This window comes from Marinitoga okinawensis (genome assembly GCF_055387075.1).
The window spans coordinates 1,257,169-1,272,363 of the sequence record NZ_AP042422.1 but is presented as its reverse complement, the minus strand read 5'-3'; the positions used below and the strand labels follow the sequence as shown (position 1 = coordinate 1,272,363).

Annotated in this window: 9 protein-coding genes, 3 tRNA genes and 1 riboswitch; of the genes, 6 read left to right on the top strand and 6 right to left on the bottom strand. The window is 25.8% G+C overall.

Annotation, left to right across the window (positions count from 1 at the left end):
• Positions 1 to 12: 12 nt before the first annotated feature.
• Entirely contained in the window at positions 13 to 1,314 is a 1,302-nt protein-coding gene (locus ACZ5CK_RS06300) for an extracellular solute-binding protein (RefSeq protein WP_464580984.1), read from the bottom strand.
• Positions 1,315 to 1,564: 250 nt separating this feature from the next.
• Positions 1,565 to 2,584: a GntR family transcriptional regulator gene (locus ACZ5CK_RS06295; RefSeq protein WP_464582966.1), complete on the bottom strand. Its 1,020-nt coding sequence runs from the start codon at positions 2,582 to 2,584 to the stop codon at positions 1,565 to 1,567.
• 232 nt (positions 2,585 to 2,816) lie between these two features.
• On the opposite strand from ACZ5CK_RS06295, the gene ACZ5CK_RS06290 reads away from it, so the two are divergent.
• From ACZ5CK_RS06290 to ACZ5CK_RS06280, 3 genes are all read left to right on the top strand, one after another.
• On the top strand, positions 2,817 to 3,227 hold the full coding sequence (locus tag ACZ5CK_RS06290) for a phospholipase D-like domain-containing protein (protein ID WP_464580983.1): 411 nt from the start codon (positions 2,817 to 2,819) through the stop codon (positions 3,225 to 3,227).
• A gap of 210 nt (positions 3,228 to 3,437) precedes the next feature.
• A complete protein-coding gene (locus ACZ5CK_RS06285; RefSeq protein ID WP_464580982.1) occupies positions 3,438 to 3,614 on the top strand; it encodes a hypothetical protein in 177 nt (58 codons plus the stop codon).
• Between the two features lie 141 nt (positions 3,615 to 3,755).
• Complete coding sequence (locus ACZ5CK_RS06280; RefSeq protein ID WP_464580981.1) at positions 3,756 to 5,003, top strand: IS256 family transposase; 1,248 nt, start codon at positions 3,756 to 3,758, stop codon at positions 5,001 to 5,003.
• A 317-nt stretch (positions 5,004 to 5,320) separates the two neighbouring features.
• Here ACZ5CK_RS06280 and ACZ5CK_RS06275 read toward each other — a convergent pair whose 3' ends face one another.
• Complete coding sequence (locus ACZ5CK_RS06275) at positions 5,321 to 5,932, bottom strand: formyltransferase family protein (protein ID WP_464580980.1); 612 nt, start codon at positions 5,930 to 5,932, stop codon at positions 5,321 to 5,323.
• Between the two features lie 50 nt (positions 5,933 to 5,982).
• A riboswitch (purine riboswitch) is annotated at positions 5,983 to 6,084 on the bottom strand.
• Between the two features lie 209 nt (positions 6,085 to 6,293).
• On the opposite strand from ACZ5CK_RS06275, the gene ACZ5CK_RS06270 reads away from it, so the two are divergent.
• From ACZ5CK_RS06270 to ACZ5CK_RS06260, 3 genes are all read left to right on the top strand, one after another.
• Positions 6,294 to 6,369 (top strand) — tRNA-Glu (locus tag ACZ5CK_RS06270).
• Positions 6,370 to 6,381: 12 nt separating this feature from the next.
• Positions 6,382 to 6,457, top strand: a tRNA-Val gene (locus ACZ5CK_RS06265).
• 11 nt (positions 6,458 to 6,468) lie between these two features.
• A tRNA-Phe gene (locus tag ACZ5CK_RS06260) sits at positions 6,469 to 6,544 on the top strand.
• 209 nt (positions 6,545 to 6,753) lie between these two features.
• On the opposite strand, the gene ACZ5CK_RS06255 is transcribed toward ACZ5CK_RS06260, so the two are convergent.
• The 3 genes from ACZ5CK_RS06255 to ACZ5CK_RS06245 form a co-directional block, all read right to left on the bottom strand.
• Positions 6,754 to 9,912 carry a UvrD-helicase domain-containing protein gene (locus ACZ5CK_RS06255; RefSeq protein ID WP_464580979.1) on the bottom strand — a complete coding sequence of 1,053 codons (3,159 nt, stop codon included), beginning with the start codon at positions 9,910 to 9,912 and terminating at the stop codon, positions 6,754 to 6,756.
• The gene (locus tag ACZ5CK_RS06250; protein ID WP_464580978.1) at positions 9,912 to 13,175 is read right to left on the bottom strand and encodes a PD-(D/E)XK nuclease family protein; all 3,264 of its coding nucleotides are present in this window, start codon (positions 13,173 to 13,175) and stop codon (positions 9,912 to 9,914) included. The genes ACZ5CK_RS06255 and ACZ5CK_RS06250 overlap by 1 nt, the downstream gene beginning before the upstream one ends.
• A gap of 162 nt (positions 13,176 to 13,337) precedes the next feature.
• Positions 13,338 to 15,191, bottom strand: coding sequence for an FAD-dependent oxidoreductase (locus ACZ5CK_RS06245; RefSeq protein ID WP_464580977.1), 1,854 nt, complete (start codon positions 15,189 to 15,191; stop codon positions 13,338 to 13,340).
• Between the last annotated feature and the right edge of the window lie 4 nt (positions 15,192 to 15,195).

Here is a 15,195-nt window from a genome sequence, read left to right as displayed (position 1 = left end):
CGCCCTTTAGTTCTATGGGATTACTTTTATTTTTTTCAAACCAAATTCATTTATCATTTTCTTTCTCAGGTTCTCCATAGCTGTAGTTACACTCAACTCATCAACTGAAACTTCTTCTGTAGCTTGCTGAATAAATTGTGAAACCATAGAGTATCCTGGATATGTATCTCTGTAAGATGTATATTTCATTAATGAAACTGCTTTTTTCAAATAATCATCTTTTAAATATCGAGGATCTCTTACAACATCTTCCCTAGGACTTATTTTACCTGCATTTACCAACCAATTTACGAGTCTTTCTTTAGAATTTAATATTTCCAAAAATTTCCATGCAAGGTCTGGAAATCTTGTATCTGCATTTATACCGATAGCCCAACCACCTGATACTGATACAGTTTTTCCATTAATTCCTGGCATTGGAGCCCAACCTACTAATTTTTCCCGTTCTTTAACTGAAGGTAGTCTATTCGAAGGCCAAAATTCTCTCCATTCCCAGGAACCACCTAGTCCTATCCCTATATCTCCATTTCTCATTAACTCTCTCCATTTTCCCCAAACATCTGGAACATAATGTGGATCTGTAGGACAAAGTTTATAAGTAACAAAAACATCTCTATAAAATCTTAATGCATTTTCAATAGCAGGACTGTTTACAATCCATTTCTTATCTTTCCAGTCTCTTAGTCTATTTCTATAATCCTTTTCTACATCTCCACCTAAAAGCAGCATATAAAAACCTTGCATTGTAGTGCCTTCACCCCATTTTGTCCCCATTGGGATAAATAATGGAGCATCAACAGAAGGTACTTTTTCTTTTATTTTTAATGCTGTTTCTAAAACGTCTAGCCAGTTTTTAGGTTCCCACGGAATTGCTATTCCAGCTTTTTTAAATATTTCTTTTGAATACCATAGCATTCTTACATCAGAATCCAGCATTATTCCATAAACTTCATCATCAAATTCAACTATTTCCTTCATTCCCGAATAGTAATAATCCCAATCTTTCCATTTTTTTACATAATTATCTAGTGGATATAAGTACCCTGCTTCTGCCCAGGCTGGAATCATATAGCTATCAACCATCATAATATCACTACCTGCACCGGCTGCTAAATCTGTAGTCAGTTTTTGCATCAAATCTACACCGTAAGGTATCATCATTGCATCTACTTTTACTCCAGTTTCTTTTTCAAAATCCTTAATAGCACTTTGAATTAACTCCTTCCATGGTTCCCCATAAGTAATAGAAATAGTTTTTGAAAAAATAACGATACCCAGCATAATAACCAACACTAATAACACTTTTTTTAACATCCATATCCCCTCCTATTAAAAGATTAATTAATATTGATTATACATCTGTTATATTTTAAAACAATTTTATGTTATCATATATTTAATAATTATCCAAATACGATTATATTATATTATAAGCAATTCCAATTACTTATAGATGATTATACTTGAATATACAAGTAAATCCATAAGATGTTAAAAATATGTGTATAAAACATTAAAACCCCTCGTTAACTTTTACGAGGGGTTTTAATGTTTTATACTTTTATCATAAATTACATCCACATGATTCTCTAATTATTAAATGAACTGGAATATGTTTAATTTTAGGAATTTTTTCTCCATTTATCAATTTTATTATCATCATTGCAACATTTTCACCAAGTATTTCAAAATTTTGTTCCACTGTTGTTAAATTTGGTAATATATACTTAGATACTTGATTATTATCGAAACTTACTATTTTTATATCTTCAGGAATTTTATACCCTTCTCTTAGCAAAATGCTTATTCCATAAACCGCCAACAAATCATGACAGAAAAAAATTGCTTCACAATTTTTCTTTTTTAAAGTACTAAGTAATTTTCTTCTATTTTCTCTGTTTTTTTCTAATATTAAAACATCAACTTTCCCGCTTCCTAACCCTTTTTTAAATCCTTCAAGTCTTTCTTTTACACTAGTTAAATCCATAGTTTCCTCAGTTACAAAAAGAACATTTCTTATTTTATGTACATTTTTAAGATGTTCACCTAAAATTTTTCCACCATGATAGTTACTCGATTCAACTGTTGAAATATCTAATCCCTCTATATTTCTATCAACAAAAATTATTGGAAAATTTTGTTTTACTAGCTTTTCAAATACTTTACTATTCGATAAATTATGAGTAGGCGTTATTATCAAACCTTCTACATTTTGACTTAGTAAAGAATGTATTTTCCTTGATATTTGTTGAGGTGAATCTGTTTTTAAATCAAGTATTAAAGCTTTATAATTGAATTGTTTTAATGTTTTTTCAATTCCTGAAATCATAGACCATCCTCTTGTATCAAACCTGTTTTTTATAAGAATTCCTATATATTTATTTTTCTTTTTATTTTCTTTTTCAATATCAGATACAAAAGTACCTATTCCCTGTACTCTTACAAGAAGGCCTTCATTCACAAGATTTTCAATAGCCTTTCTAGCAGTTAAACGGCTTACATTAAATTTCTTGGCGAGTTCGTTTTCAGACATTATTTTGGTTCCGGGAGATAAATTTTTTATTTTTCTTTTTAAATATTCAATAATTATTTGATACGGAGCTTTGGGTTGAATAAAATCACCTCCATTTTTTTATACCTTTTTACTTATATTATAGCATAACCTATTTAAAAATTATAAATATAAATAAATATTCCAAAATAATTTATGTATAAATTTTTTAGAAATGAAGTAATTACTATAAAAAATTGATAAAATATAAATAAATGCTTTAATAAATTATCCATATTTTTTGAAGAAAAGAAAGGATGGTTTTGTGAAAGGTAAAATTTTTTTATTTTTCGTCACAATATGCATTTCATCATATATTTTCTCTTATAAAATCTTCATAACTCCTTCACATGAACTTTTTTATTTTATAAAAGAAAAAACACATCTTTCAAAAAATATAAAAATAGTTGTAGACAAATGGAATAGTGAAAATTTTTCATTATTGAAGTATTTAAAAGGAATAGAAGTAAAAATTATTAAAAAAAATGATGGAAATATGCATTTAAAAATGTTGATTAATGAAAAAGGTGTGTTACTTGGTAGTTATAACTTAACATATAGAGCCCGAGAAAAAAATGATGAATATATTATTTTTTTATTTAATGATAAAATTAAAATGAATTATATTAGCTTGTTCAATAAAATATGTAGAGTGTATTCTCTAAAAAGTCAATAAGTAATAAAAATATATCGAAAAACCTAACATTTATGCTTTTGGAACCTATGAAGCTTTAGAAATAATCGAAGAAAGTTATAGAAATGTCGGAAAAAATATTGAAAAAATAAAAAATTATTTATTAAATAACTTCTTTTCAACATCATTTGGCACATTAACTTTTAATGAATATGGGGAATCAAATCACCAATTGGATTTTGAGGTGATTAAATGAAAAAAATATTATTATTTATATTTTTAATCATTTTTATTGTAGGATATTCTATAGATTTAAAAATTATAGTATATGAAACTCCGCCTATCATGTTTGCAGAAAATGGTAAAATCAAAGGTATTCTTCCTGAAATTATTAATTATATAGCAAAAAAAGAAAATTGGAATATTTAATATATTTATTTGAATTTTTATGATGGTTTAATTTATTTAGAAAATAGAGACCATAAAAAATTTTGTGTAAATAAAAAGTAGAGAAAATAGGTAACCCTCTTCTTGGTATGGTAAAATAAAACCAAGAAGGGGGTATTTTAAATGGCAAAGAGAAAGAAAAAAGAAGAAAGTAACATTGAAAAATTAGCAAAGTTAATAGCAAGAGATCCTGAAGTAAACACAATGAAAGACGTATATGACAAGATAAAAGAATTGATGGGACCAATAATACAAGAAATGTTAGAAGCGGAATTAGAAGATGAATTAGGATATGAGAAATACGATAAGGAAAATAAAGAAACGGATAACTCCAGAAATGGATACAGCTCAAAAAAGGTAAGATCAAGCATGGGTGAGATGGAATTGAAAATACCCAGAGATAGAAAGGGTGAATATGAACCGAAAATAATACCAAAATATAAAAGAGATATTTCAGATATTGAAAGTAGAATAATAGGAATGTATGGTTTGGGATTAAGTACGAAAGATATAGTTAGGAATGTTGAAGATATATATGGTGTAGAATTATCAGCTGAAATGATAAGTAAAATTACTAATAAGATATTACCAGAAATTAGAGAATGGCAAAGCAGACCATTAGAAGAGATATACACTTTTGTTTTCATGGATGGAATAGTATTTAAAGTAAAAGATGATGGTGAGATAATTAAAAAGACTGCATATGTTGTAATAGGTGTAAATATTGATGGATTTAAAGAAGTTCTTGGTATATATATAGGTGAAATAGAATCATCAAAATTCTGGTTAAGAGTATTAAATGATTTAAAAAATAGAGGAGTTAAAGATATATTAATAGCTTCAGTAGATGGATTAAATGGATTTCCACAAGCAATTAAAGCAGCATTTCCTGATACTGTAGTACAAAGATGTATAATACATCAAATAAGAAATACATTAAAATATGTTAATTACAAAGATAGAAAAGAACTTGTAAATGATTTAAAAAAAGTATATAAAGCACCCAATAAAGATATAGCCTATTCAAATCTACAAGATTTAAAAGAAAACAAATGGACAAAATACAAATTGGCATTAGAAAGCTGGGAAAAACATTGGGAAACAATATCGCCATATTTTGATTATGGTGATGAAGTAAGAAAAATAATGTACACAACAAATGTAATAGAATCATTAAATAGGCAATATAGAAAAGTGACTAAAAATAAAACATCTTTTCCAAATGATGATGCATTATTAAAAATATTATATTTAGCAACAATAGATGCAACAAAAAGATGGACAGCTCGATATAGAAACTGGAGTAAAGTCCTAAACGAACTATCCATCTTTTTCAAAGAAAGAATCACAAAATACGTCTATAATTCTTAATGCAACTAAATTCAAAAACCTGAAATAATCAATAATACATAAAAACAAATACTAAAAACTAACGCCAAAAATATATTCTTAATTTAATAATGTTAAATCTTGCAGTGAAAATTGCAAAAAGGTGTTTGTTTTCAAAAACTCACATTAAAAACTTCTAGAAATTACTATTAAAGCATATTACAATATAGATGATAATTCATATGAAAATAATTTAAGAATTATAATCCAATTTAATTAATTTATTACCATCCAAGAAGAGGTATTTACACAAAAAATTACATGCTACCGAATCCCTTAATTAGTTATAATTATGATAATTATTTTATAACATCATAATTTACATTTTCTACTTTTTTATTATTTTCTTCTTCCATTCTTCTTATAACTTTATCTATTACTTTAGGATATAGTTTTTGTCCTATTTTATGAATTTTATCTTTCAATAATAGTAATGTATCTTCTTTCTCAATTTTTACAATTTGTTGTGCAATTATTTCATTATTTTTCAATTCATTATTTGCATAATAAATTGTTACTCCTGTATATTTAACTCCATATTCAAGTGCTTCTTTTATGGGATCTTTATCTACAAAAGAAGGAAGTAAAGAGTGATGAATTTTAATTATTTTTTTAAGAAAATAATTAATTATATATTCTGGTAATACCATATTGTATTCATCTAAAGCTATTAAATCAGGATTTTCATTTTTCATGTATTTAAAAAGCCTATTATTAAATTCTTCAATACTTTTAAAATCTGTATAATCAAAAATTTCATAATCGACCTCTAATGCAATAGCTTTTTGCAATGCAATAGCTTTTCTTGTATTACTAATAAGTTTTATATTATATCTATTCCTCAATTTTTTCACTATTGGTTCAAAGTATATTCCGTCACCAGATGATAAAACTATTAAATTTTTTTTCATGCTATCCACCCCTTTCATTAAATAAAAAAACCTCTCAGGAAGAGAGGTTTTATGGAATACCTTCTTCCTGTAGTCAAGCAGTTTACGGCTGCTTGGTAGATACTCCCAAGCCATATTCTTGGGATTATACAGGATATATTACAATAATATGAAATTATTATTTATTTAATTTTACCAAAAATCAAAAAGAAATATATTTCATCAAAGTTAACTATTGTTTACAATTTGCCGTTTCGTCCTATAGAATAAATATTAAAAACATATTTTAAGAATTTACATAAATTCAATATTTAATTTCTTGACATTTAAAGTTTTTTCTGGTAACATATATTTCGGTTGCGAAAGTGCTCGTAATCAAAATGCCCCCATCGTCTAGCGGCCTAGGACATTGGCCTTTCACGCCAAAGGCACGGGTTCAAATCCCGTTGGGGGCGCCAGAAAAAAGATGTGGGTGCTTAGCTCAGCTGGGAGAGCGTCTGCCTTACAAGCAGAAGGTCGTAGGTTCGATCCCTGCAGCACCCACCATTTTGTTAGATGGCCAGGTAGCTCAGTCGGTAGAGCACTGGACTGAAAATCCAGGTGTTGACAGTTCGATTCTGTCCCTGGCCACCAAAAATCCCGAGATTTTCTCGGGGTTTTTATTTTTTATAATTTTTTCTTTTTTTATTTATATACATAAATTTATCTGCTTTTGATAAAATACTATCTATGTTTTCACTGTGTTTGTATTCTACAAAACCAAAACTTACACTATAATCTATTCCATTTCAAGGATTCTGACTTTATTCAGAACCCTTAATTAGTGTTAAAAATTTAAACTTTTATAACATCGTTATTTTTTTTGATAAATTATCTTCAAATAATTCATTATATTCAACTTCAATTATTTTCCCATTTTTCAAACTAATAATATATCCTTTTTTAGGAATTCCAAAATCTTTTAAAAGATACATATAAAATTGTAATTGGAATTTATAATCTTTTATTTTACTTGGATTATTTAAATCAGAGTATTTATAATCTAATACTTCTATATTGTTGTTTGCATCAAATACAACTCTATCAGGCACTCCAAAAATCATATATTCTCTATTATTTATGATCTTTCTTTTTACCAATCTCCACTCTGTTTTAAAATTTTTATATGAAAATAATCTTTTTATTAAATTATTATCTAATTCTTCTGGCAATATTTTTGATTTTATTAAATTTTTTATTTGACTAAAACTATTTATACTTTCCATTAATGAGTGTAATTCTGTACCTTTGAGAATGAATTCCTGTTCAGAAAAGAAATCATTTATATCCACTTTTATATAATTTTCATCAGTTAAGTCTTTATTATTTTCTTCTCTTTTTAATTCATTGATAATATATGTAGGAGCAATGTACTTTTTATATGCAAAATTAGTTAAATCTTTTAGATTTTCTTCTTTAATATCTTTTATTTTATCGTTTGTCTTTTCTTCTTTGAACTTTATTTCATATTTTAAATCGTTAGACGAAATAATATCTATCTTTTCATATTTCACCTTTTTAAATAAGTCTGATAATGTATTTGATTTATTTTTTTCTTTTTCAATAATAATAGGAATTAACATTTCTTTAGGTCTTGTTATGGCAACATATAATAATCTTAATTCCTCTGTATCCTCTAAAAACTTATTAATGTCAAACATTTTTAAATACTTTTCACCGAGTTCTATTTTTATTTTATCTTGTATTGATAATGATGAAATATCCATACTTTTTATTTTTTTCAAAAAAAGTTTTTTTAAAACAAAATATCTAATGTTATTATCTGGAAGAGAAAATTCAACATTTTCTGTAGAGATTTTCATATCTTCATCGATTTTTTCTTCGCTATCAATTTGTGATTTTTTATCTAATCCGCTTAAAATCACAATAGGAAATTCCAATCCTTTGGACTTATGAATGGTTAAAACTCTTACAACATTTTGTTTTTCATCCTCAATTGCTGCTTCACTTTCTGTGAGTTCCGAGGTCTTTCTAAGTAATCTAATTAATTCAGAAAAAGAAACAGCTAAAGTATTATACTTTTCTGCTTCATTAATAAGTTTTTTAACATTAGCAATAGCATAATGTGAATCTGGTAAGATAGTCAATTTTGAAAAATAATTATTTTCTGTTATTAATCCTTTTAATATTATAGTTGGTTTTAGATAATATTTTAGTTCTACATATTTTTTTAATACTTCGAGCCCTTTTCTTTCTGATTTAGATAAAATATTTTCTTCTTCTGCTGCATTATATAATGATTTATAATTCTTTTCTTTTTTGATTTTTACTAATTTATTCAATTTTTCAAAATTCATACCAACCATTAATGACATCATATAGCTGGTAAAATTAAAATCATTATGTGGGTTTTGCACAGCATTTAAAGCTGAAAATACTGTTTGTACTTCATTCTTATTATAAAATGATTTACTTCCTAATATGTAAAATGGTATATTATACTTTTTAAAAGCATTTCTTATTGGTTCTTCGGAATTTTTGAGTTCTTTAACCAAAACAGCAATATCATTATATTTAATTTCCCTTTCTTCAAAAATTATATTTCCATTTTCTCTTTTTCTAAATTTCATTTTTTTCCCAATTAAGGAATTTATGGTTTTAGCAATAGTTTCATATTCCACATAATCTTTATTATCTTTATTTTTAGAAACAAATATGTATTTTATTCTATGTTTATCATCATTTCCAATGGATGGAACAATATCATTTATAGTTTCTTTTTCATATTCTGATTTATCTTTATCTTCACTATACAATAAATTATTAAAAACATTTTTATATTCATCATTATAGTAGCTTTCTAATAATTCTTTATTAAATAAAACATCTTTAGAAAAAGCATTTGCAAACTCAACTATAGAAGCATTAGAACGTCTATTTACATTTAATTGAAATCTACTATCTTCATCAAATTCCTGTTCAGTTACAGCAAAAACGGATACATCAGCTCCTCTGAATCTATAAATAGATTGTTTTCTGTCCCCTACATAAAAAATATAATTATTATCATGATGAATCTTATCAAATAGAGCTTTTTGAAGAAAATTAGTATCTTGATATTCATCGACTATTATATATTTAAATCTTCTTTGATATTTTTCTTTTATTCTTTCTTCATCAAGAGTTTCAAGTGTTTTGTCCAGAACACCTTTAAAATCAAATTGATATTGGTCGTTGGTGTATGAATAATATATCTCTTGAGCAATTAAAACCGTTATTTTAAATAGCCATAATACATCATTGAAATCTTTATTAATTAAATCAAATTCTGGAACAGAACTTAATTTCATTTCAGTTCTCCAGTTTTTTAAGGTATCTGATAATACCTTTTTAAAAGTATCTAATTTCAATTCTTTAAGGATGTATTTTAAAGAATTGGAAAATTTATCTTTGTTATCAATTATTTCTTTTAAATATTTTTTGACTATAAATTTTCTGTCATTTAGGAAATTGGTTAGTTCATCTAAATCATTCTCGAGGTTTTCATATAATTTAAATAATATTTTTAAAGTATTATATACAGCTTTTTCTATTTCAATTTCCATTTTTAATTCATTTATTATTGTAAAATTTGGATCAACTCCAATTACTATATTATTTTCCCTTAATATTCTTGAGCAAAAACTATCTATTGTCATTATCCAGGCTCTATTTAAGTTAGTTTTTATTTGCCTCCAATATTTATAATTTTTTCCTTTTTCTAATTTTTTGTTAACTTCTTCTAATATTCTTTCTTTCATTTCTCCTGCAGCTTTGTTAGTGAAGGTAACTGCTAAGATGTTCTGAATAATATCTGGATTATTTTCTTTTTCATATTTTTCTAATATTGCTAAATAGTATTGGGTTATTGTATATGTTTTTCCTGTTCCAGCAGAAGCTGAAATAAAATAATTTTTATCTAAGTTTTTTTTCATTTCTTCTATATTTAAAATATTAGGCATTATTTTTCACCTCTATTACTATTAGTAATATGACTTCTATTACTTAAAGAATAATTTCCAGACCATAATAATAAGCTGCATAGTTTATGATATTCACAATAATTCCCATTTCCAATTATACAAGAATAGTATTTCTCATTTGAATTTTGTACATTATACCCTTTATCTTTTAAATAATCCAAAAACCTGAGTTTTAAATTTTTATCTTCTTCAATAAATGCAGGTAAAAATTTGGAGTTTCTAATAGAATTAATAATATCATTAAACCAAATCTCAAATTCTCTTAAACTTATTTGTTCATATGATGTGGAATTTCCAGAATATTTAATATATATACTTTCATTTTCTATTTTTATCCATTGCAATGATTTATATTTCCCGCTTATCTCACTCAGCGGCAAAAAATTGAGAAAAACAGAATTATTTTTAATTTTTTCTTTCCACTCTTTATTATTCAATAAAATTAAATAATAGAAAAATAATTGTTCTGATTGAAAACTGTTTTTATTTTTATAATCAATAATAGAATAAGCTGTGTTTTCTACTTTATTTGAAGGTTTTAATTCATTTTTTTTATTATATTCAAAACGCAAATCTTCATTTAAAATATCTATTCTATCTATTCTTGAAAATAGTGGATAATTGTTATACTTACCAGAAATAGAATATTCACTTTTTAATACTTTATCATATAATATTGTTTTTTCTTCTTTGTTTTTCCCTCTTGAAGAACCAAAATAGATATATGAAGTTATTAATTTTTCAATTACATTGAGGATTTCAATAGATATTTCTTCTATTTCAATTTCTTTTACTATTTTATATGTTTTTAATTCTTCAATACCAGAGTTATCCCATACATCATATGCGATATTCTTTATTTCATCATATAATTCATCCATATTTTGTAATTTTGATTTTATTTCATTATAATTAGGATATTTATCAAATAATTCTTTCATTATTTTATGTTTTAAATTCCCAACATAAAACACAGAAAAATCTTTATTTGTTTTTATTTTTGCTATATAATTTAAATAATATTTGAATGGGCAATCTACATATGTAGATATTTTATTATGACTGATTTCTCCAATATCGTATTTATCATTTAATATCCACTTATTATTATTCTTTTTATTATTTAACTCATTAACTTCTTTAATAATCTCATTAATTTCGTCAATTTCAGAATTCAGTTTATTATATGTAAAATATAATGCGGCCTGATCAAATGAATATATTTCATCAGGAATTTCTGGAATAATTTCTTCACTTTTTGAAAAGAATTTATATTCATGTATTTTAAATATTTTCTCAAAATCTTTTTCATATGGAGACGCAAGTATTTCTTCCCCAGATAGTGTAGCTTTTGGATATGTAAAGATAACATTATCAGCAAAAATCATAGAAATGTATAAATTTTCCCTAAATTGCAATTCTGATATTTTTGAATAATTATTACTTTCTGTAATATATGAAAGAAGAGGGTTTACTCCAATAGAAGGATAATTATTATCTGTAAAAGAGACAAAAATCTTATATTTTTTATGTATAAATCTTGAATCGTTTAATCTAAATATTTCTACAGTGTTGGAATATCTTTCGGATATTCTATATTTTTCTGTTTCTATTAAACTAGATAAAATATTGTAGAATTTGGAAAGTTTAATATTACCCGTTACTAATTTCTCTAAATTTCTTTCTGTTTTTAATAATAGTTCTTGAAATTTATATAATGCATTTAATTCACTTTCTACCTTTTCTATATTTTCAAAATTAATTTTTCCATTATCTATCCATTTGTTTAATAAATTTCTATAATAAGATAATTCAAAATCATTTTTATCTATTTCTTCTAATAAATCAAATAATGATTTGAATAATGAATGCACTTCTTTTAATTCTTCTAATTGTTTTTCAAGTCTTTCTTTTTCATCAGAAGAGTTAAGCTCATTATTTATTTCCTTTATTCTATTTTCTATACTTCCTAACCATTTATTTCTTCTGTTATTTAAGGTGGATTTTGGGAAGTCATAGAATAAATTTAAGTTTTTTAAAATGTTTTCTATTTCATCAATAGATAATGTTCTTTCTCCACCATAGCCTGTTTCTACTAACGCTATTAAATCATTGATCTCATATCCAGAATATTTTGTTTTTAAAGGTAATAATAGTTTTGAAACAACTAAACTCTCTGAAAGAGGTATATCATTTTTCAATCTATAAGGTACATTTAACTCATCAAAAAATTCTGCAAATGAATTTGCAGTTTGACTATCAGAAACAATTATTCCAAAGTCTTGAGGTTCATAATTTTCATATATGATTTTTCTTTTTATTTCTTTAGCAATATTTTCTATTTCCAAAATATTATTTTTAAATTGAGATTTAAAAAATTTAGTATTGGAAAATATATTTTTTAAATCCATTGTTTTGCTATTAAAAACAAAACCATTATCTTTTAAGAATAAAAGTATTTTATTTAAACTATCAAAAGATTCATCATTTACAGGATTCCACGCAAGAAAATAAACATTATCAAACATATCAAATAATGTTACTAATACATTCATTAAAATAGGAGGTAAATCAAAAAAACCTCCTATAACTAAAGTGTTTCCTAATTTATTCTTTATGTTAGGAAATTCTTCATAGAACCACTTATACACACTTATTTGATCATAATTTTTGTTTTCTATTTTTGAGTTATCAAACTTTGCGTTTAAAACATCTTCTAATTTTTCCTCTAAATATTTGTATAATTTTAATAAGCTATCATCACTTTCTATATCCTTATCTATTTCTGAATATAATTCATTTTTTTCGATAATATTTTTATCGGATATTCTAGAAATTTCCCATTTTTTCTCAAAGATTTCTAATAAATATTCAATTGATTGTTTGGATTTTGAAAGAGTTTTCAGATAGTTTTTAAATTCGATGTTATTTTTTTCTAATTCAATTAAATCTTCTAATTCTTTTGCTATATATGCTTTTAAGAATTCTCTATCTATAAAAAGTGAAGAAGGTTCATATTTCTTAAATAATTCTACTGTATATTGATTTATAACTCTAAATGCATCTCTATTTAAGGTTTTGTCTATTTTTCCAGCAACATTTTCTGCTACTTGTTTTACATAATCCCCAGATGGGCCAATAAATAAAAAATTCAAAGGATCTTTTTTATATAACGGTAATATAAAATCAGCAATCTTATTAAAATGTTCTTTTTCTAAATCTATCAATATTGCTTTTTTCATGTTTCACCTCTCGTTTTCAACTTTAATATATATTAATAAAAATTTTATTAAAAAAATAATATTTTATCTTAATAAATTATATCATCTTATTTATAAAAGTCAAAGTAATGAAGTTATTATGCATAAAATAAAACTCCCTGCAAAAAGCAGGGAGCTTATTAATTATTTCTTATTTTTATCTTGATCATAACCTGTTAAATAAAAATCTATTCCTTGTGCTGCCTTGTGTCCATCAGCAATACCATGAATTATATCTGGTCCATGAACGATATCTCCACCAGCGAATAACCATGGAACACCAACAACATGATTATATTCATCAGTCTTTATTCTTCCTCTAACGATTTCAATTTTTTCTTTGATTTCTTCTGGTAAGTATGAATAATCCGGCATTTGACCTATAGATTCTACAACCAAATCAGCTTCTATTTCTAATATTTGTGATTCATCATATTTTGGATTAAATCTTCTGTTTTCATCAAATATTGATAAAACTTTCTTAAATCTTGCTTTTTTAACTTTATCACCATCAGTTACTATTTCAATTGGTCCCCAACCTGGATGGAAGATTACACCTTCTTCTCCACCTTCGTGTTTTTCATCCCAATCAGCAGGCATTTCATCTAATGTTCTTTCTAAACTTACAACATGTACTTCAGATTTTCCATATTCAATATTTTGTAATCTAACCATTGTTCTGGCAACGTCCATAGCAACGTTACCTCCACCAATAACAACTAGCTTTTTAGGAATGTATGGTTTTGGCCCATCGCCTATTACATAGTATTTCATTTCTTTTAATACAACCATAGCTTGTTTTACCATTGGATGCTCTGTTCCAGGAACACCAGTTGATCTTCCTAATGTAAATCCTGATGATAGAAATACAGCGTCATAATTGTCTTTTAATTCTTCTAGGGTTACATCTACACCAACTCTTGTGTTTAATCTGAATTCTACACCAAGTGATTCTATATATTTCCAGTCTTTTTCAAATGATTCTAATGGCAATCTGTATACAGGACCACCATAATTTAGAACACCACCAGGTCTCTTTTCTGCTTCAAATACTGTGACTTTATATCCCATTAAAATCAAGTAATATGCTGCTGATAAACCAGCTGGACCTCCACCAACTATAGCGATTTTTTTATCTACTTTTTTGATTATTTGTTGTTCATGTTTTAATACTTCATGATATTCTTCAGCAGGAATTTGATCAACAATATATCTTTTTAACCATCTTATTGAAACAGCTTCTCCTCTATGACCTATTGTACATGCAGTTTCACATCTATGAGTACACATTTTACCACAAACTAAAGGTAATGGATTTGTTTTATACAACCATCTTAAACCTTCTTTTACATTGTCATCATATACTGTTCTAATATAATCTGGAATATCCATGTGTGCAGGACATGTTTTTGTACATATACCACAATCCACACATCTTGAAGCTTCTTCAATAGCCTGTTGTTTTGAGAAACCCTTAACAACTTCAAGGAATGTTTTCTTTCTTGTATCTGCATCTAATATTTCCATTGGTACTCTTTCTAAATCCAATAATTCTGAATCTTCTGTCCTTTGATATGCTTTTTCAACTTCAATATGATGTATTCCATCTTCTTTTGGTAAAAAGAAGAATGAATTTGGATCTTTTGATAAATGAACATATTCTTTTGACATATTTAATGAGCCTGTAGTACAGATATCAACACATAATCCGCAGAAAGTACATCTTCCATAATCAAATGCTGGTCTTTCTGGTTTTGAGCCTTCTTCATCTGGCAATTCTGGGATTTTTATCATTGTAATAGCTTCTGCCGGACATATTTTTGAACATGTTCCACAACCTATACATTTTTCCCAATCATTTGTGTGAAATCCTCTATAATTATCTGCAGCTTCTCTTGGATTTTTTATTACATCATCTAAAGGTAAAGTTACTGGTTTTTTTGCTAAATATTTCCAAGCTTTTGCTGGTGAAAAGAAACTTTTATTTATTTCAGACATTTTC

Excerpts from the sequence above, each read along its gene's own strand:
- ACZ5CK_RS06280 (WP_464580981.1), top strand. The coding sequence starts at position 3,756 with ATGGCAAAGAGAAAGAAAAAAGAAGAAAGTAACATTGAAAAATTAGCA.
- ACZ5CK_RS06250 (WP_464580978.1), bottom strand. The coding sequence starts at position 13,175 with ATGAAAAAAGCAATATTGATAGATTTAGAAAAAGAACATTTTAATAAG.
- ACZ5CK_RS06275 (WP_464580980.1), bottom strand. The coding sequence starts at position 5,932 with ATGAAAAAAAATTTAATAGTTTTATCATCTGGTGACGGAATATACTTT.
- ACZ5CK_RS06245 (WP_464580977.1), bottom strand. The coding sequence starts at position 15,191 with ATGTCTGAAATAAATAAAAGTTTCTTTTCACCAGCAAAAGCTTGGAAA.
- ACZ5CK_RS06255 (WP_464580979.1), bottom strand. The coding sequence starts at position 9,912 with ATGCCTAATATTTTAAATATAGAAGAAATGAAAAAAAACTTAGATAAA.
- ACZ5CK_RS06285 (WP_464580982.1), top strand. The coding sequence starts at position 3,438 with ATGAAAAAAATATTATTATTTATATTTTTAATCATTTTTATTGTAGGA.
- ACZ5CK_RS06300 (WP_464580984.1), bottom strand. The coding sequence starts at position 1,314 with ATGTTAAAAAAAGTGTTATTAGTGTTGGTTATTATGCTGGGTATCGTT.